Origin of the sequence: Pseudoalteromonas phenolica (assembly GCF_005886345.1) — a bacterium.
GTDB classification, from domain to species: domain Bacteria; phylum Pseudomonadota; class Gammaproteobacteria; order Enterobacterales; family Alteromonadaceae; genus Pseudoalteromonas; species Pseudoalteromonas phenolica_A.
In genome coordinates this window covers 54,995-74,681 of sequence record NZ_PNEC01000013.1, presented here as the reverse complement: position 1 = coordinate 74,681, position 19,687 = coordinate 54,995, and the positions used below count along the sequence as shown (strand labels likewise).

The 19,687-nt window shown below is 39.9% G+C and carries 17 protein-coding genes; 7 read left to right on the top strand and 10 right to left on the bottom strand.

Features of this window, described 5'->3' with window-relative positions; all coding sequences use genetic code 11:
• Positions 1-107: 107 nt before the first annotated feature.
• The 8 genes from CWB72_RS06840 to CWB72_RS06805 form a co-directional block, all read right to left on the bottom strand.
• Positions 108-2,024 (bottom strand): putative bifunctional diguanylate cyclase/phosphodiesterase, encoded by a 1,917-nt coding sequence (locus CWB72_RS06840; protein ID WP_138630144.1) that lies wholly within the window; start codon positions 2,022-2,024, stop codon positions 108-110.
• Positions 2,017-3,612: a sensor domain-containing diguanylate cyclase gene (locus CWB72_RS06835; protein ID WP_171037234.1), complete on the bottom strand. Its 1,596-nt coding sequence runs from the start codon at positions 3,610-3,612 to the stop codon at positions 2,017-2,019. Before CWB72_RS06835 ends, CWB72_RS06840 begins: the two co-directional genes overlap by 8 nt.
• Positions 3,605-4,048, bottom strand: coding sequence for a hypothetical protein (locus tag CWB72_RS06830; protein WP_138567730.1), 444 nt, complete (start codon positions 4,046-4,048; stop codon positions 3,605-3,607). Before CWB72_RS06830 ends, CWB72_RS06835 begins: the two co-directional genes overlap by 8 nt.
• A 2-nt stretch (positions 4,049-4,050) precedes the next feature.
• On the bottom strand, positions 4,051-5,286 hold the full coding sequence (locus CWB72_RS06825) for a hypothetical protein (RefSeq protein ID WP_138630142.1): 1,236 nt from the start codon (positions 5,284-5,286) through the stop codon (positions 4,051-4,053).
• A 153-nt stretch (positions 5,287-5,439) separates the two neighbouring features.
• Complete coding sequence (locus tag CWB72_RS06820; protein ID WP_130254755.1) at positions 5,440-6,165, bottom strand: YebC/PmpR family DNA-binding transcriptional regulator; 726 nt, start codon at positions 6,163-6,165, stop codon at positions 5,440-5,442.
• Between the two features lie 107 nt (positions 6,166-6,272).
• Positions 6,273-6,869, bottom strand: a complete 597-nt coding sequence (locus tag CWB72_RS06815) for an HAD family hydrolase (protein ID WP_138630140.1) — start codon at positions 6,867-6,869, stop codon at positions 6,273-6,275.
• 132 nt (positions 6,870-7,001) lie between these two features.
• Complete coding sequence (locus CWB72_RS06810; protein WP_138630138.1) at positions 7,002-7,496, bottom strand: DUF6702 family protein; 495 nt, start codon at positions 7,494-7,496, stop codon at positions 7,002-7,004.
• 3 nt (positions 7,497-7,499) lie between these two features.
• Complete coding sequence (locus tag CWB72_RS06805; RefSeq protein WP_138630136.1) at positions 7,500-9,932, bottom strand: M1 family metallopeptidase; 2,433 nt, start codon at positions 9,930-9,932, stop codon at positions 7,500-7,502.
• A 461-nt stretch (positions 9,933-10,393) separates the two neighbouring features.
• Here CWB72_RS06805 and CWB72_RS06800 point away from each other — a divergent pair, with 461 nt between their 5' ends.
• The 4 genes from CWB72_RS06800 to CWB72_RS06785 are packed head-to-tail and all read left to right on the top strand — an operon-like array spanning position 10,394 to position 16,225.
• Positions 10,394-10,633: a hypothetical protein gene (locus CWB72_RS06800; RefSeq protein ID WP_138567735.1), complete on the top strand. Its 240-nt coding sequence runs from the start codon at positions 10,394-10,396 to the stop codon at positions 10,631-10,633.
• A 54-nt stretch (positions 10,634-10,687) separates the two neighbouring features.
• Positions 10,688-11,902, top strand: coding sequence for an exonuclease subunit SbcD (gene sbcD, locus CWB72_RS06795; protein WP_138630134.1), 1,215 nt, complete (start codon positions 10,688-10,690; stop codon positions 11,900-11,902).
• Positions 11,899-15,555, top strand: a complete 3,657-nt coding sequence (locus CWB72_RS06790; protein WP_138630132.1) for an AAA family ATPase — start codon at positions 11,899-11,901, stop codon at positions 15,553-15,555. Before sbcD ends, CWB72_RS06790 begins: the two co-directional genes overlap by 4 nt.
• Position 15,556: 1 nt before the next feature.
• Positions 15,557-16,225 carry a class I SAM-dependent methyltransferase gene (locus CWB72_RS06785; protein ID WP_138630130.1) on the top strand — a complete coding sequence of 223 codons (669 nt, stop codon included), beginning with the start codon at positions 15,557-15,559 and terminating at the stop codon, positions 16,223-16,225.
• 2 nt (positions 16,226-16,227) lie between these two features.
• Here CWB72_RS06785 and CWB72_RS06780 read toward each other — a convergent pair whose 3' ends face one another.
• Positions 16,228-16,767, bottom strand: a complete 540-nt coding sequence (locus CWB72_RS06780) for a DUF6942 family protein (protein WP_138567739.1) — start codon at positions 16,765-16,767, stop codon at positions 16,228-16,230.
• Positions 16,764-17,216 (bottom strand): YaiI/YqxD family protein, encoded by a 453-nt coding sequence (locus tag CWB72_RS06775; protein WP_058031733.1) that lies wholly within the window; start codon positions 17,214-17,216, stop codon positions 16,764-16,766. The genes CWB72_RS06780 and CWB72_RS06775 overlap by 4 nt, the downstream gene beginning before the upstream one ends.
• A 572-nt stretch (positions 17,217-17,788) precedes the next feature.
• On the opposite strand from CWB72_RS06775, the gene CWB72_RS06770 reads away from it, so the two are divergent.
• From CWB72_RS06770 to efpL, 3 genes are all read left to right on the top strand, one after another.
• A complete protein-coding gene (locus CWB72_RS06770; protein WP_138567740.1) occupies positions 17,789-18,355 on the top strand; it encodes a uracil-DNA glycosylase family protein in 567 nt (188 codons plus the stop codon).
• Positions 18,356-18,458: 103 nt separating this feature from the next.
• Positions 18,459-18,812, top strand: coding sequence for a hypothetical protein (locus CWB72_RS06765; RefSeq protein ID WP_138567741.1), 354 nt, complete (start codon positions 18,459-18,461; stop codon positions 18,810-18,812).
• Between the two features lie 301 nt (positions 18,813-19,113).
• Positions 19,114-19,686 (top strand): elongation factor P-like protein EfpL, encoded by a 573-nt coding sequence (efpL, locus tag CWB72_RS06760; RefSeq protein WP_130254744.1) that lies wholly within the window; start codon positions 19,114-19,116, stop codon positions 19,684-19,686.
• Position 19,687: the final 1 nt, after the last annotated feature.

The following is a 19,687-nucleotide window of genomic DNA, read 5'->3' as shown; positions in this document are numbered from 1 at the left end:
ACATCAGAATTGAGTATAGAAGGTGATTTAACTTTTTATAAATTGATTAATTAGATTCGCATATTCTAAAAAAGCTATCGTTCAATGGCATCTAGAGGTCAAATATTTCAAGCAGTTAATGGGCCACTCCTGCCTTTTGGCCAACTTAATAACAAAGTACAAAATTCATTTTGAGGAACGGGTTCTGACCAAAAGTAGCCTTGGCCATATCTACAGCCTAACTGAATTAAAATATTGGCTGTGCTTTTATCTTCGATGCCTTCGGCAATATTCTCGATACCAATCGCATGGCTCATCTTCAGTATGGCATCCACTAAGTGATATTGATTACGTTCATGCATCATATTCTTAATGAAGGATTGGTCTATTTTTAAGGTTGAAGCATTAAACTTGGTCAAATAATTTAAATTTGAATAACCGGTTCCGAAGTCATCAATTGAAATTGAAACCCCTTGTGAGACCATTTGATGAATTTGTGATTGGATGTTCTTTTCGTCCTCAATAAACAAGGACTCAGTAATTTCGATATCAAGATAAGATGGATCGAGCTTTTGTTGCTTTAAAGTTTTAAGAACCAGACTACCAAAATTCCCTTTTTTGAATTGTTCTGGTGATGCGTTAACAGAAACACCTAATTGATTAAATCCGAGTTTATGCCACGATAAGCAGTCTATTGCAGCTTGCTTAACTACCCATAATCCTATCTCATTAATTAACCCAGAAGCTTCGGCTATAGGAATGAAGTCAGAGGAAGAAACTAAGGAGTTATTTGCTTTTCGCCAGCGAATTAAGGCCTCGACACCCGCGATGGTATTTGTGGCTAATTCGATTTTAGGTTGATAAAAAAGCTCAAATTCATGATGCTCAATGGCACGTTTCAACCCTGCAAGCATAGCGAGTCTTGCCTTACTTTGATCCTCCATCTCTAAATCGAAAAAAGCAAATTGGTTGTGGCCTAACTGAACTGCAGATGTTAATGCTGTATGTGCCCTTCTTAACAGAGCGTCATAGTTATTGCCATCATGAGGGGCAATTGCAATACCAATACACGCTGAAACTTCGACTTCATATTGCTCTACATAGTTACTAAAAAAAGTTGTTTGAAGCGCTTGGTGAGCGAAGGCTTCAATATCGTGATAATCGGTTTCATCAATGAAAATTAAAAATTGATTGTTTGAGCTGTGGAAAACTTTGGCATTTGATTGGTTAAGCAGATTAAGTCTAGAAGCAATCATATTTATGAGTTTATCGCCGATATCAAAGCCTAAAGAAGCATTGATAGAGTTTAAGTTATTGAGCGTCAGTACCATTAAAGCACTTAATTGCTCTGCTGAATGATGGCGGTAAATTCTGGCTTGAACATATTGGGAGCAGGCAATTTCATTGGGAAGTAAAGTGAGTCTATTGGTCAGTGCCTTTCGTTGAGTACGCTGTTTGGTTCGTAGCATGTTGATATGCATTTTCACTAGTTTGTCGAGCAGTCTATTTAAGTCTTGGGTCAAGATATAAACGACAGAGGCAAATACTAACAATACAAGGGCTGTATTATGCGCTTTTCTCCAGTCTGCAAATTCAGCCAGTGGTGAGGCCAGAAGACCGGTATACTCAGCATAGGCAAGGCAATAAATGCTGATAATCATAAATAGCGCAGAGGAGGCGATTAGTACCCTGTTATTTAACATGGCACAAAAAACTAAAATACAAGGGTATGCAAGCAAGCTAGTGTCATATAAGCCTTCTGTATTCCAAGCAAAAAAGAAGGCCAGTAGGGTTAAGGTCCAAATAAAAATACTAGAGACAATAGGGAGAGTATCTTCACATGCGAACCAATATAAGAACAGCATGATGCCTAAAGCGATGGCAAGAGTATAAGCATGCGCTTGTTGATAAATTACAATATTAAGCAGGAAGAACAAGGCAAGCGAGCCACTTATCAAAAGAATAAAAGATTTCAGCCTCTTAACTTTATCGGCGGCTATTTGTGCGAGAATACTAGAGTATTCGATTTGTTGGCGCTTATTCATATTTTCGCTCTAAGCTATCAATTGGAGCGGCAAATGCGAGGCTTCTTCCTCCTGGTGTTTTTGATTCGGGCTTAATGGCATACATGGCCTTATCTGCTAAATGAATTAGCTCTGATTTATGATTTGAATCGTAAGGGTACAAAGCAGCCCCCATACATAAACTAACCTGCACATTGGCTTGGCGAGACACGAGTGTATAAGGCTTTACAATACGAGTGGTTATCTGTTCGGCCAAAGTTTCAAATTGATGATGGTCTACCCCAGGTAAAATAAGAACAAACTCATCCCCCCCCCAACGGCATGCCAGACCATTTTTTGGGGTGAGTTGTTTTAGTTGGTTGGCCACGAAAATTAATACTTCATCACCTGCGTCATGGCCATAAATATCGTTGACTTGTTTGAAACCATTCAGATCCATGAGTACAAAAATAAATGGTGATTTTGATTTTACTAATTGGTCTATTTGCTTTTCGGCTGCGTGGCGGTTGGTCATGTTAGTTAGTGCGTCATAATCAGCACGCCTGCTGAGTTTATCGAGTTCATCTCGTTTTTTAGATACATCATTTAGCGTTATTTGATAGTAAGACTTTAAATCGTCAGTGACGATGCTAGATACAACGACTTGCAGCCAAATGGTTTTATTTTCTTCTTTAAATTTAAGGCGGTGTTCACCTATGGCGATTTCATCATTCAAAAAAGCACTGTTAACGGAACGAGTCAGCAGCTCAGGTGTTTCGAATAATTCGCTTAAAATAGCCCCATAGTTTTTCTTTATTGGTTGCTCAATACGCTCAAGCAATGTTTTAAAAGCATCGTTTGTGAGTAATATGTTGCCTCTTGGCTCCATTAAAATAATTGGGGCTACAGAGTTCTCAAATAATAACCTAAAGCGCTTTTCTAGCACTTCAATCTCTGAGCGCAGCAAACGCTCTTGGGAAATTTGATCCTCGGCTTTATCGAGTAGTAAATTAATGTCTTCAACAAGATTACCTAATTCGCTTTTATCATGAAAAGTTGGCTTTTTTAGCCGCCTTGCTGTACCGGGGTTGAGAGAGTGAAGACTCTTGGCAATAATGAGAATGGGCTTAGTGATAAAGTAAAAAGCAATGAATATTGCGATTGCTGTCACTACAAATGCTTGAACTAAGAGTGAGTTTGATAAAAAGCGAGCGGCAATCTGAGAGTCTTTTTCAATATAGGCAAGATTATGTTGAACTATCACGGTGCCTAATTGTTCTGATGGCATAAAGGGTGATGACACAACAAATTCAGTTTGTTTATTTTGCGTGCTTTGATAAGTATCACTTCGAATTGAAAATTGCTCAGAAATAAATGCGGCAGCTAAAATAGCTTGGTGGTTATCAAGCCCGTTAATCACTTCTTTAGCGAGCTCTTGATCTCCTAAATAGGCAGCTATATTTGCTGTAGGCGAGACAACCTCATAGAGCTGCTCAATGCTGGCTTGTGTTTCATCTAGGTTTTTTTGGTACGCCAGTTTAAAAAAAACCTGTGATGAAATAAAGCCAACGAAAACGGCTGCAAAACTGATCGAAATTGCTAAGCGCAATAACAAGCCACTTTTATTCATACAGCTCCATGATGACTTTAACATCTTGTTTGTCTTTTAGTGAAAGAGAATCACTAAATACATAGCCAATAGCATTTGGATTATTGGCTATAAAATTTAACAGCACTTGTTCACTATCTTGAGTGCTTGGTGGCGTCGCCCTTCCTGTAAACTTTACACGTGACCAGTAAGCGTTAACACGAGATAACGGCATGTTTACCAAGCGTTTGTAGAATTGGCTTTTTAGCCCTTCAGGAGTTAAGGTATCGACAGGTTGTGCAGACTGATTATCAGGAAAGGCAACGTAACGACCCATGTACAAATCAATCAATTGTTTTTTTGTCAAAGTATCCGTAGTGTTATCTGCATGCACTATGACAGAGATAGACTTGGTCTTTTCAGCTAGGGCTGCACCGCTGAAAAGCATTATTATGAAAGTGAGGATTAACTTATTCATAGTCAAAAGGTAAAACTCACGCTGATAAAGAAGGTTGAAAAAGACTCTTTTGGAGCGAGCGTGTTCATTCCTTGATAAGACCATAAAGTCCCACCCTGTGCATTAATATTGCTATGATCGAGCTGCACTTTAATCGCTATATTGTCTTTTAAGTCATACCTCATACCAATAGAGTGCGTTTGTTGATTTGGACTAAAGACCCTAAACGACTCATTTACGGCTAAAATTATCTCCTCAACTTGATTAGGTAAAAAACGTTGAATATTTACAGCGTCGTTAAATTCACTGGTTTTTGATTTTGCGATGGCATAAGTATAAAAGACTTGGCCTTTATCAAAATTATAAGTGCTACTGATATACCCGCTTTTAACTGCAGAGACGACCGACGAATCACTTCTTAAATGAGCCAGCTCTGTTAAAAAAGTAAAAGCGCCAATATCGTATTTTAGGCCGGCTGAACTAAAGTATGCTGTTTTGTTAACCAGAGAAAAGTCATTTATAAACTGCGTTTTATCGGGCCAAATTTGTTTGGGAATTTGCTGCAAACCCGCAATGATTGAAGTCATTGTAGAGATATTATTTTTGGTTTTTGCCTGGGTATGTTTGAGTGATAAAGTCCAGTCGAATTGGCTCAACTCAACAGATAAACCAATTACATCGTCAATAGTGAGCTCGACATTTTCATTATCAAGCGCAATATTACTGGTAGATTCCCCTGTAAATAGTTTTACACGATAATCTAGGGCTCCCTTACTGATGAAGTAGATGAAATCAGCCCCATCCAAAGAGCGGTAAGGAAGTAAGCCATATATTTCTGTCGGCACTTTGGACCATGGATAGGCAAAACCAATGTCTCTGTATTCTGTGAGTAAATAGAGATCGAGTAAGGTTCGCCCTACTCTCACCTCCCAGCTAGGTGTGGGTTTATAGCGTAAGAAAGCAAGGCTAAGGGTGTCATCTAGCGTGATATGTTTTTGGCCTCGGTAAATAACTTGGCCAACAAAGTCAAAGTCAGGGTGTAAAACGATGTCGGTTTGTAAACCCAAAGAGCTTATGGCATTGAAATCTATGCTGTCTTCGAAGTTATCATTTTCACGGGAGATATCGGTTCTAAAACGATAAATATCTGAGTTTGAATGAACGGCCCCAATATTGCCAAAACCACTGATTGTTGCACGCTCAGCACAAATACCAAAAAAGCTTGATAGATATAATAAAGCGCACAGTAATCGCAACATCTAGCATCTCACAGATAATTTATATAAACGCAGTTAATAAATTATAGCGGATGTTTGGTTTTTAGAAATTAAATGAGTAAGTTTTCAGCGTCTTGTATGGCTTAAATCAAAAAAGGAGCCATTCGGCTCCTTTTTAAACACATTGTGCAGTGATTATTTGTTCACAATCGCGTTGTGGTAGATGTTTTGTACATCATCACAATCTTCTAGCATAGTCATAAACTTTTCAAAGTTAGCTAGGTCGTCTTCGTCTGTGATCTCAACATGTGTTTGTGGCACAAAGGTGATTTCATCTACTTCAAAGTTGATGCCTTCGAATGCTTCTGTTAATGCTGTTTTCGCTTTGAAGTATTCAGTGTGTGGCGCGAATACAGATACTTTGCCGTCTTCAACTTCAACGTCAGTTACATCAACATCAGCCATCATTAATGCTTCAAGCACTACTTCATCATCGTCGCCATCAAAGCCTAAAATAGCTTGATGGTCGAACATGTGTGCTACGCAACCCGGGCTGCCGATTTTCGAATCTGTTTTTGTGAATGGCAGACGTACATCTTTGATAGTACGATTTGGGTTATCTGTTAAACAGTCAACGATAACCATGCAGTTACCTGGGCCGTAACCTTCGTAACGTGCTGGAGAATAGTCTTCACCTGCACCACCCGCTGCTTTCTCAACGGCTTTATCGATAACGTGCGCTGGTACTTGGTCTTTTTTCGCTTTTTCGATTAGACGACGTAAAGATAGGTTTGTTTCAGGATCTGCACCGCCGTTTTTAGCTACAACGTAGATTTCCTTACCGTATTTAGAGTTAACTTTGGTTTTTGCCGCCGCCGTTTTTGCCATGGCGTTTTTGCGGACTTCAAATGCTCTGCCCATCTTAATTCTCGTGTTATGAATTTAAAAAATTGCAAAGATTCTAGCAAGACTCAAGGCTTTGAGCTAGAGGGCAGCGAGAATAGCGGCATTTTTTTGAAAACCAAACGTTATGGAAGGACTAATTTAGTCAATTGCGAAAAGTGCTCGATTGTATGCGTCGCTGTGCCCGCGTAGTCAGGGGGCGCATCAAGAATATACAAACAGCTGTCCATTTGCGCATTGTCTGCAGCCTGAATATCAAACAAAAAATCGCCAACATAAATACACTGCGAAGGGTTTAATTGCCAATTATCTGCAACTTGCAGTAATGCGGTTGGATCAGGTTTTGCGGGGGCATCGTCCCGAGTGAGTACAATATCAAACTCTAGACCGGTTTTTGCCAGCTTCAGTTGTGCCGCGTGTTGGCAGTTACGCGTTACAACCGCCATTTTGATGTGTTGCTCTGCAAGCGCTGCCAGACACTCTACAACACCCGGCATTAGCACTGCTGATTCAGCATCCTGGTATTCATGGCTTAAAACAATATCCATGGCAGCTTGAGCTTCAATCTCTGGCAGCTGTTCAATATAGGTCAATAAATCTGTGTGTTCAGTACATCCGATTTCAGCGCGAATATGTTTAAAGTTTAAAGAGGAGCTGACTAACGTGTTGTCTAAATCAAAGATAACACCTTGGTAGTTAGCATTTACTGCAGTTTGAGTCATAAAATAGAGTGGTCTTATTGAGCGTAATTTCAGTATGTACGAAAAGATTAAAAGGTTGGATTAGGGCTCAAAGATAAGGGCTAATAAAAAAGCAGAGCCTGAGCTCTGCTTCTGATAAAAGCAAAAAGACGGTTACTTATCAAAATGCACGGTGAGCCAGTTGTCTTCACCATCAAAATGTAAGGTTTTTACTTTGCCTTTACCTTCGAAGTTGACCATGTTGACTTGATCTGTCCAAACGTCTCTTAGTGCACCGTGTTGCATTCGCAACGCGCTAAAATCAGCAGGAATTTGCGTTTCTTGGTATACCCAAAAAAACTTTCCATCAACTTCCTGACCGACTAAAGAAAGCTTGAGAGGTGTTTTATCTGCTAACTGTAAAGCCACTTTACGATTTACATATTGTGCAAATTCGGCTCTATCTTTAGCGTGCTTAAACAGATCGGCATGACCGCCAATCAAGGTCTCTACAGCGTGCTCTGTATCGTGCAAATAAAAGCGATGCATGAGCTCTAGGTTACCCGTACGCTCATTGATCAATACGGTTGTCATTGCAGCTTTTAACTGGTGAGCGGCCACTTGACAGCTCAACAGTAAAAGTAAGCTGGCAGCAAGCCAAGCTCTCATGGATTAATCCTTCTTCTCTTTTTCGTCTTTGTCATCTTTTTTCAACTCAGTTTTGATGTCATGCATGATATCACGACGAACTTTTGCTGAGCTCTTCTTACGTTTGTATACTTCTAAACGAGAAGGAATGATTTGACGAGGGTAATGGTTGTTCTCAATGTCGACATCAGCAGTTTCCCAGCGAGGGTCAACTACAACAGATTTTAACGGCTTGTCTTTGTCTGTGATGATTAACTTACTCACTTTATTCGGGCTACGACGCCAAATCTCAGCCGGTAGCATACGCTCTTCCGTCGAACCGTCTTGATACGTCAACTCTAGAATGATTGGCATTACCAAGCCACCTAGGTTGCTAAACTCCATGACATAATAGTTTTTGTCTTCTTCAACCGCTCTATCTAGGGCTTTACGCTCCCAAGGTTTAAGCTTTTTCAAGAAGCTCTGATACGCATTTCGCTCTTTGTTGGTCACAGTAAAGCGATCATTGTCATCGTAGAAGTCTGACACGTCTTTGTTTCTATCAATCCAAAGCGCTTTGCCTTCTTCTTGGTTACGTTTGTTGAACAGTGACATAGGTTTGCTTTGTTCAAACTCACGCAAACGTGCATAGTCGATATCTGGGTTCTTAGTATCAATACGTAATTGATAAACTTTGTCTAGCGAGATATCAACATGATCTGTGGTATAGAACCAGCCACGCCAGAACCAGTCTAAATCGACACCTGATGCTTCTTCCATGGTTCTAAAGAAGTCAGCTGGGGTTGGACGTTTGTATTTCCAGCGCTGCGAGTATTCTTTAAATGCAAAGTCGAATAGTTCACGGCCTAAAATCACCTCACGAAGAATATTCAGTGCAGCTGCTGGTTTGGTATAGGCATTCGGACCAAGATTCAATACGCTGTCAGACTGCGTCATAATCGGCACTTGGTTTTGAGACTTCATGTAAGGCACGATATCGCGCGGCTCTACGCCCCAAGGAATGTTTGGATCCCATTCACGGCCAGCGACGCCATCTAAGAAGCTGTTAAGGCCTTCATCCATCCAAGTCCATTGGCGCTCATCTGAGTTAACGATCATTGGGAAGTAAATATGACCAATTTCGTGGATCACAACGCCAATCAAGAAACGCTTCTCGGCTTGTGAGTATGTGCGTGAGCCATCATCTCTCAGCTCTGTACGCGGACCATTGAAGGTGATCATTGGGTATTCCATACCGCCTACAGGGCCGTTCACTGACTGTGCAACTGGATATGGGTAATCAAATGAGAAGCGCGAGTACACTTCCATGGTGTGGATCACTGACTCAGTTGAGTATTTTTTCCAAAGATCACCGCCCTCTTTCGGGAAGAAAGACATCGCCATAACAAGAGGTTGCTCTTTACCACCTTGTTGATAGCCTTTGGCATCCCACATAAACTTACGAGAAGACGCCCAAGCAAAATCTCGCACATTTTCAGCTTCGAAGCGCCAAGTTTTGGTTTTGTCTGTGCCTGCCTTTTCGTTTTCAATTGCTTCTTCTTCAGTTACGACAAACACAGGACGTTTTGCTGTTTCAGCTTCTTTTAAACGCTTTAGTTGTGTTTTTGTCAGAACTTTTTTGGCGTTTTTCAGTTCACCTGTTGATGAAACAATATGGTCTGAAGGTACTGTGATCTCTACATCATAATCACCAAATTCCAGTGTAAACTCACCACGACCTAAAAACGCTTTGTTTGTCCAAGCTTCATAGTCAGTAAAAGCGGTAAGACGCGGGAACCACTGCGCCAGTAAGAAAATATCGTTGCCATCTTCTTCGAAGTGTTCATAGCCCGAGCGCGCGCCAATGGCATCTTCTTCAACAATGTTAAAGGCAAAATCAAGGCTGAACTCTGTCGACTTGCCAGGCTTTAATGGCTCGTTTAAATCGATACGCATCATAGTATCGACAATCGTAACTTTTAGTGGCTTGCCGTCTTCGTCTTTGACATCACTGATCACAAAACCCAGCTCAGTGTCATCCATAAATTGTTGGCGACGAAGCTGGTTTAAGCTGATCTTTGCTGGTTTTGCTGCAGGATTGCTTTGCAGGCTATTTTTAAATGTAGCACTTCGCTCAGCAAGTGAGTCTTGCTTAAAAATATTTTGGTCTAGTTGCATCCAAAGATATTTTAGCGTGTAAGGTGAATTGTTTTTGTACTCGATACCTTGCTCAGCGGTTAAACGGCGCTGTTTTTCGTCTAATACAACGTCGATGTCGTAATCGACTTTTTGTTGCCAGTAACGTTCACCTGGCTCACCAGCTGCGTTACGGTAAACGTTTGGTGTTGGCAGTACTTCGTCTAATTGACGAAACTTATCTACAAAGTTGCCTTTTGTTTGCTCAACAGCACTAGCAACCGCTAAGCTCGATGCCATAAGCGGTATACACAGTGATAAGGCACTGGTTATTTTTTTCATATATTTTCCTAGCTACCCAAGATGTGGTTGTTCAGCACTTATCTATTCTCTGTAAGTTTGTGAACGAGAGAATGTTTTGCTCTTTAATATTGGCATAACAGCTTTGAGCGTCGCAAAAGTATCAAGAAAATGCAATTAAATTGAGATAAAGTAACATTTTAATGTTTTTTAGTGACTTTTTGGACGTTTTGTTCCACTAAAGTACAAGTTCGAAATTCATCGATATCAACGAAAATATGAGCAGAAAACAACAGCAGCTAATTCATCTTACGTTTATTTTGGTGGTTTATGCTGGGTATTAACAAATTTGATCAAAAAACCTTAGTTTGACTGTTGATATTTACTGCGAATTATTTTTAAATTCGCGCTCTTTGATTTTTGAGCAAATAGTTACGTTAAAAAGTTGGCGTTAGTTTTGCTCTGTATAGTGTACCCGTTTACAGTAAAATGTGGTGAGCAATATGGATTTCTACATCCTGAAAAAGCAAGACAAGCTGGTGGCTATTCCGGCTGATGAACAAAATTGCAAACAGTATTTAGAAGATGGCTACTTTTATGTTGATAAAGTTGCCGCTTGTAATGAAAAGTCCGCACTTAAAGTGTTGCAGAATAAGCAAACGAAAGTGTTTAAAACTCCAGTTTTGTTGTTTTTACTGGCTTTGCCTGTCGTTGCCTTTATTTGGTGGCAAATTACCCGTTAAACAAATACTTAAAGCGATGTTATAGTAGCGTTTCAATGCGAAAGGGAGCGCTACATGAAAGTATTACACACCTCTGATTGGCACTTAGGTCAACAGTTTTACGAACATCACCGAGTTCAAGAGCATCAGCATTTTCTTGATTGGCTGGTGATAACATTACAACAACAGGCGATTGACTTATTGCTTGTTGCCGGTGATATCTATCATACAGCAACCCCTCCCTCTTCTTCTGAGCAACAACTTTACCAATTTATAAAGCAAGCCAAACAGGCATGTCCTGAATTGCATATTGTCATTATCGCCGGTAACCACGACTCTGCGAATCGCATTGAGACCGCTAAACCTCTTTTAAAACAATTTGATACCCATGTTATTGGCCGATATGACAAAACAGAACCGTCAACTTGTTTAGTGAATATTGAAACTGAAAATGGTAAGGCACAAGTGGTTGCAATGCCTTTTTTACGCCCTGCAGATGTCACACTCGATACACAAAATGATAAAGCTTACCAACAAGGTGTGGCGCAAGCTTACCAATCGGTGGTTGAACTGTGCGAAGAGAACACCGCCCCTATTATTGTTATGGGCCACCTGCACGCCAAAGGCGGCACCATTAGTGAAGATTCAGAACGGAATATCAGCATCGGCGGTTTTGATGCGGTAACAGCTGAGGTGTTTACTGATAAGGCCGATTACGTTGCGCTCGGTCATCTTCACAAAGCTCAAGTGGTAGCAAAATGCGACGCAAAGCGATATTGCGGTACGCCTATGCCTATGTCATTTTCAGAAAAAAACTATCAACACCAAGTACTCGTGTGTGAATTTAATGGAAAAGCATGCGTGAGCGTAAACCCCCTTTACACACCAAGGCTTAGAGAGCTGATAGTGCTTCCTAAACAAGGAGGGGCGGATATTGATGCACTTTGTAATGAAATCGAACAGCTAGATTTAAAGTCGTACGAAGCAAGCCCTTATCTTCGCTTACGACTTAATGCCAGCGAGACCGATAGCCAGTTTAGGGAAAAGATATCATCAAGCCTAAAAGACAAAGACATCTTGTTTTGTGGTATTGAGCGCGTTCAAGATGTGCAAAAGCATGACGATGAAATGATTTTCCAAGATTTAGGTCAAGTCGAAAAATTAAACCCCCTCGATTTGCTAGATATGGTTTTTAAGCAGCAGGTCGATTCAGAGCAGGACTTACCTACAAACTTAGCTGACTGCTTAGCTGAAGTTTTAAATACCATGGAAGAGGAGCAAAACGTGTGAAATTACTCAAAATAGCAATCACAAATTTGGCTTCTATTACTCACGCTGAGATTGACTTTGAAAAAGCGCCCTTAGAGCAAGCCGGATTATTCGCAATTACTGGTGACACAGGCGCAGGTAAAAGTACCCTGTTAGATGCGATCTGTTTAGCTCTATATGCAAAAACAGCACGTTTAAAAAATGATTTAAAGAACACGGTGTCGTTTAATGGGGACGACATAAAATTAAACGACCCAAGAAACCTGCTTCGCCGAGGTTGTGCTGAGGGCTCTGCAGAGGTGACTTTTTTAGGCCAAGATGGTGAGTTTTATTTAGCAAAATGGTCTGTTGCCCGAGCGCGAAAAAAAGTCTCAGGCAAACTCAAGACACCAGAGCACGAGATTATTCGCCTCAGTGACGAAACCTTGTTGGCCCATAAAAGCGCTGCGGTTAAAACGGTTGAGCAATTAATAGGTCTTAGCTTTGAGCAATTTACGCGTACCGTATTACTCGCTCAGCATGAGTTTGCCGCATTTTTAAAAGCCAGTAGTGATGAACGCGCACAACTTTTAGAGTGTTTGACTGCGACTGATAAATTCAGTCGTATTGGCCAGCTTATCTTTGAAAAGCATAAAGAAAAGAAAGCAGAGCTAGAGCGGTTAAAAGATAGCTTAAGTGCCTATGTGTTATTGACTGATGAGCAACTTGAGCAATTAACCCTTGATGCACACACACACAAGCAGCAGCTAGATGAATTAAGAGCGCAACAAGCTCAGCACAAGTCGTCACTTCAATGGCTAACAGAATCAGGTCAATTGCGAATTCAATTAGTGCAAACTGAGCAGGCTGTTCAAGAAACAGAAGCTAAACTGACAGAAAAAGCACATGTTTTCAATGAAGCAAAGCAAGCACAAGCCGCTTTTGAGATTGCCGATAATCGCCAACAATGGACGGTGACAAAAAACAATTTAGGTGCACTAGAGTTAAAGCAAAGCGAGCTCAAAACAAAAGACTTTGCTGCGCAAATCCAGCAAGCACAAGACGCTTCGAATAAGGCGTCTGATGCGCTACAGCAAACCGAGGTCTATTTATCTCAGCAGCAAAAAGTACTTGTCGAGGTTAGGCAACTTGATACGAAAATCGCGAATGCTGATTCAGTATTACAGCAGGTATCTAAACAGCATAGTGAGCTTGAGCAACAGCAAACTAAGCTTTCATTAGAACAGCAAAACATAAGTGCGCATTTACAACAAGTACAACAACAGAGTGATGAGCTAGAGTCGTTATTAACCGCAAATAACAGCTTACAAAACACAACTGAAAACTGGTCTCACCTCAAAGGTTTATTAGATGAGATTATAGATAAGCAATCTCAGTCTCAGCATTCAAATGTTGCGCTGCAAAATGCACAAAAACAACACCAAGAAAATACTCAACAAGCTGAGCCGCTCAAGTCTGAATTATCACAATTACAATCACAACTGACATCGGGACAATCTTCAATAGAAGCACTTCAGCAACAAGTTGAACAGCTAAATATCGATGATTTACAAATAGCTACTCAGCGGGTGCAACAGGTAATTGCTTTGATGCAACAAATGTCAGATGCCAACTCTGAGCAATTACAGCATCAATCAGTTATGGCGAGTCACCTCCAAAAAAAGCAAGCCATTGAAGTGCAAATGACTGATACTGAGCAGCAAAAAGAACTAAGTAAACAGCGCGTTAATGTCACACGAGACAGTTTAACGCAAGTACAACTACGTGCTAGCGAGAGTATCAGCGCACTGCGTGCTGAACTAAAACCTGGTCATGAGTGTATGGTGTGTGGTTCTAAGGAGCACCCGTACGCTGTTGATCATATTGATAGTCATTGGGCTAACCTACTAAATGACTTTTCTATGCAGCATCAACAAGCAGAGCAAGCTTATGAGCAAGCGATGCAACGAAGCCGTCTTCATCTAGCTGAATTTGAAAAAGTGAACGCTAAGTTTCAAGAAGGCAAACTGCAAAACCAGCGTTTAGTCAATAAAATAGCAGAGCTACAAGGTCTAATTGAGCAATTTAGTGAATATCAAGGGTGGTCGCTGCAACAATGTTTAGATCACCAACAAACACTTGTTCAACAGCAACAACATCATGCAGCTATACAGTCACAATTACAAAAAGCATGGCAATCTCAGCAAGTACAACAAAAGTTGTCTGAGCAAAAACAAGCGCAGTTAAATGCCATTACACAACAAGCAGTTGAGCTTGCTCATCAAGTTGAACAACTGCAAAGTTCTCTAACGCAACTTTCCCAAGAAGTGATCCGCGCACAAGAGCAGGCACGCGATTATTATAGTGACGAAATATGGTGGACGCAGTTTGAGCATGCCCCACAAGATGCTTTGTGGTCTTTAACAACAATGGTTAATAACTTTAAAAATAATAAAGAAAAATTTGTTCAACTGCAGCAGTCCCAACAAACATTAACCTTACAGCAAAGTCACTTACAAGAAGCTGCAGTGAATGTTGCTCAGCAGTTGAAAGACATTAACACCACAGTTGACATTACGCGCTCAGAGAAGCAACGCTTTGAGCAAGCAAGGTTGGAATGTTTACCGCAACAAATCAGTGCTGATGAATGGCAAGAAAAGTGTCAGGCACAATTAAAAGCAAGGCAACAAGATTTAAATACTTGCGCTGAGCAATTGAAGCAAATCTTGCAGGCTGAAAAAGATAAAGAAAAAGATCAGGCTTATTTGGCTGACCAGATCGAGATTTTACTAACTCAAAAAGCCGCGCTTGAGGCGCGTTTTGAACAATGGCTCAACGAAAAGTCACAGACTTTTGCCGATTTGAATGAAGAAAGAGTGAATTACTTACTCACGCTTTCAAAAGCAGACATTGAGCAAATCTTAACTGAGTTTAAACAGCTATCACACGGTAAAGTAGAGCTATCAGGTAAGCTAAGTCATTTAAAAGAGACCTTGAATATTCATTTAGAGAAGGCACTTACTGAGCTATCTGAGCAACAAATTAATGAGCAGTTAGTAATTTTAGAGTCTCAGTTTCAACAAACGCAACAATGCTGGCTGAGTGTGAACACGCAGCTTGAACAACATCACAAAAATGTTGAAAAATTGGCAACTGAGCAGCAAAAGCTCAATACGCTGCAAGCTAAGTATGAACATTGGCACTTACTTGATAAGTTATTGGGAGATGCCACGGGTAAAAAACTGCGTAATATCGCGCAAACACAAACATTAAAAATCTTACTTCAATATGCCAATCAACATTTAGCGAGTTTATCGAAGCGCTATCGCCTGACTGTGATTGGTCATTCTTTGAATATTGCTATCATTGATAAAGACATGGCCGATGAGCAGCGCTCTGTGAATACGCTTTCTGGTGGTGAGTCTTTCTTAGTTTCTCTGGCTTTGGCTTTAGGTTTGGCTTCACTCTCTTCAAACAAAGTAAACATTGGTTCGCTATTCATTGATGAAGGTTTTGGCACGTTAGACCCAGAAACCTTGAGTGTGGCGTTAGATGCTTTAGATGCCCTACAAGCACAAGGTAGAAAAGTCGGCGTTATCTCACACGTCAGTGAAATGTCAGAGCGTGTCGCCACACAAGTGCAAGTTAAAAAGCAGCCCGGCGGTTATTCTAATGTATTAATAAAAGGTGCTTAATATGCCTGATTTTAAAGGTGAGCAAGCCACTTATTATGATGAAAGGATCACTCGACTCGTACCCGGCTACGAGCTGCTACACGGTTTGACAGCTGCACAATTAGAGATACTGTTCCTTGATGAAGCTATAATCTTGGTTGTGGGAGCTGGCACAGGAAAAGAAGTTACAGAATTAGCTAAGCTTAATTCTACATGGTCTTTTATTGCGCAAGATGTTTCAGAAGATATGCTCGCTATCGCAGATCAAAATTTTACTAACCTAGGTCTAAGTCATAGGGTAAAAATACATTGTGGTGAGCTAACGACTCTAGCTGAGCGTGTTGATTGTGCCCTATGTTTGTTAGTTCTACACTTTTTAGAAGATAACGGTGAAAAGAAAGCGCTTTTAAATCAGATTAATAGCGTTTTAAAGCCGAATAGTCCTTTATTTTTAGTTGATCTAATGAAGCCTGAGACACAGTTTGAAAGAGAGGCGCAGTTAGTATTTTGTCGCACTCTGGGTTTAACTGAGGTTGGTCAAACACGAATGCGATACAATCTAGAGCATGAGTTTTATCCACTCGACCGTATGCGTTTAAGCGAACTGCTTGATGAATGTGGTTTTAACGTCCCCCACCCTTTCTTCAAAGCACTTGGTTTTACTGGGGTAAGTTGTAATAAGCGCGCTTAGTTTTAAATACTCGAGCGCTCTAACTCAGCTAAGATCCCTATTAGTCGAGTTATCTTAATATTACTTAATTGCCTGTAATCTAAATACGGACAGATCACTAAATTACTAACTTTATCGATTGCGAACTCCTCATCTAGCCATATTAAAGAGTTGGTAAAAATGTGATCTCGGAGTAATTTTTTTGCATATGTTCTACCTGCAATAACATGAAATTTATAATTTTTTTCAGATAGGTTGGGCGGGCTAAACAATAGTGCCTCTTGGCTATGCCCTTGTAGCAGAACTTTATCTCGGTAGTCTTGCCAACGCTTAAAGTTAGTAAAATGATGATCTGGGTGCTGCCACTCAGCTAAGATTTTTGCATAAACATTGAAAACTTTGCGCCAGCCATTACCACACGCTTGGTTTATAACGTCGATTTCCCCAACGCTAAGCTCTTGTACTGATTTAATATTATGATATTCAGACATACTAGGTGGGTTTTCAACGTAGATTGCGATTAAGCCCTGCCCTGCTCCAAATCCCTGAGTTGATAATTTCATGATCTGTGTTGTGCTAAAAGGCTATCGAGGGCGTTGGCAAATGTTTGCTTGTCGGTACTATTTAGTTTGGCTGGTCCACCTGACATTTCTACACCACTGCTTCGCATAGTATCCATGAAATCTCGCATATTAAGGATTTGTTTGATGTTGTTCTCAGTAAACTTTTCGCCTCTTGGGCTCAATGCAAAAGCACCCTCCTCTAGTACTTCTGCAGCAAGAGGGATATCTGAAGTAATTACCAAATCGTTCTTTTTGACTCTTTTTACAATCTCATTATCAGCAATATCAAAGCCTTTGCTCACTTGGAGCAAATTCACATATTGTGTAACAGGGACGCGCATACTATGATTTGCGACCAGTGTTGTGTGTGTTTTAGTGCGCTCAGCCGCGCGGAAAAGTATTTCTTTGATAACAGCAGGACACGCGTCCGCATCGACCCAAATATGCATAAATAGACTCTGAGTTAGTAAAATTTAGATGTGGATCATACCTCGAAAACTAAATACAGCAAGTGTAAACCCCCTTTACAGGAAGAGATAAAAAGTCATCTAGAGGTGCTCTATGAAAAGTAAGAACTAGAAGTCGCTGAGATCATAATTTTACTAACTTTAAATTGGTGCTTATCTCTGTAGATCATATTTTTACTAACTTATAGGTGTTGAGATCAGATTTTTACTAACAGAATGTCACTTTAATGATTGTGAGATCGTTATTTTACTAAGTTAATCACATTGATTAACTTTGATGACCTTTATAGATCAATATTTTACTAAGTTAAAGTCATTAATTATGAAATCAGATCACAATTTTACTAACCTTGCTTAGTAAAATTGTGATCTGAAGTTGTTATTAATGAATTGATATTAATAACCAGACGGTATAAATGACTATTTTCGATATAAATATATTTACAACTTACTTTTGAGAGAAGAGTTAATAAAATAATGATCTAATAATTAGCCATATAAGAAAGCAGTAGTTGGTAATATAATGATCTGTAAAGCTTACATCTCATCATTACATGAATATAGTTGATAAAATTACTGCTTGTCGTTTATGTGATAACCATCTTCCTTTAGGTGCGAGACCTATAATCCAATTTTCGCCAGTTGCTAAAATTCTGATCTCAGGGCAAGCACCGAGTTTGAAAGTTCATGAAACAGGTAGGCTCTTTAGTGATCAAAGCGGTGAAACTTTAAGATCATGGTTGGGCGTGAATGAAATGCAGTTTTATGATCCTAGCATTTTTGCCATTGTACCAATGGCGTTTTGTTATCCGGGGAAAGGTAAAAGTGGCGACTTACCGCCACCAAAAATATGTGCGCAAACTTGGCAGCCTTCCTTAAAGCCGCTGTTATATGACGTTAAACTACACATACTGTTAGGACAATACTCACAACGTTATTTTTGCAAAAGCTTCAAATCAGTGACCTACCAAGTTTCACAATGGGAGAGTACGTTACCCCACTCTATCGCGTTGCCTCATCCGAGCCCTAGAAATCAGCCTTGGCAAACAAAAAATCCATGGTTTAAAAAAGAATTAATCCCTGAGTTGCAGGTGCAGATTAAAAAGTTAATCAACAGTTAAATTTTCAACGCAAAGCGATTGTGTTTTTTAAATATTGCATACATACTTACAACGCATTACACATGATTACATTTTTTAACAAGTACATTCTCAAGGATAGAATATGCTCAACAAGGTTACTGGCTGGTGTGCTGTTTTACTCTCACTCATGGCCTTTTATCCAAGCAATATGACAGGTGGTTTGTCTTGCATTGGTTTCTACATAAGCTTATTTGCAATGTTTATTGGTGCCTATGTAAGTAGCTCAGGCAAGTTCATTTACTTCAATTTAGTGTTTATCACTTCGTTACTGAATGTTTTATTAGTAAACGACGGTACAAACGTTTTCTTATTATCTCAGCATAGTGATTTAGTATACGTGTTATCTATGTACGGTATTTTTATTGTAGTAAGTGTTGTTTGCTTTGGGTTGTTAAGAAAAGAGACTTTATTAGCTGAATTGGATGCTATTAATTAATTTTCTATTTTGAAAGTTGGCGTGAAGTTTCGCCAACTTTCAATATTCACTTCTTTTTACCCTCTTTTTTTAGAGAAAATAATATTTAATCGCTGCTTAGGTCTTTATAGCGCGACCATCTGGTCATGCTTAAATCGCTTGTTGATAAAGTACTATTTTAAATAAAAAGAAATAAAAGCTATTTTTTCTTGTTTAAGTTAATGCAGCGGTACGTCACAGTGTAAAGCACTCTGGTATTACTTGGCGTTTTACTGACTTCATGGTAGTTTTTGGCAAATTTAATTTTATAGAGATAATACTTATGCCTAAGGCGAGTGAAATTAAAAAACATAATGCCATTGAATATAATGGGCGTGTAATGATTGTGCGTGATATCGAGCGTTCAGTACCTCAAGGTCGTGCAGGTGGTAGTCTTTATCGTATGCGTATGTACGATGTAGTAACAGGCGGTAAAGTTGACGAAACGTTCAAAGCTGAAGAAATGCTTAATCTTGCTGATTTAGTTCGTCGTCCAGTTTTACTGTCTTATATCGACGGTGAAGAACATGTATTCATGGATGAGGAAGATTATACACCTTACAACATCAATACATCTTCAATTGCTGAACAAGTGTTATTTATTAATGAAGAGACAAAAGGCTTACAGGCTGTTTTAGTTGAAGGCTCGCCGGTTTCTATCGATCTACCATCGAGCGTAGAGCTCGTTATTGAAGACACATCACCTTCAATTAAAGGCGCTTCAGCAAGTGCACGTACAAAGCCTGCAACATTAACGACAGGTTTAATTGTTCAGGTACCGGAGCATATTTCTACAGGTGACAAAATCAAAATAAACACCGATGAGAAAAAGTTCATGGGCCGCGCTGACAGCTAAT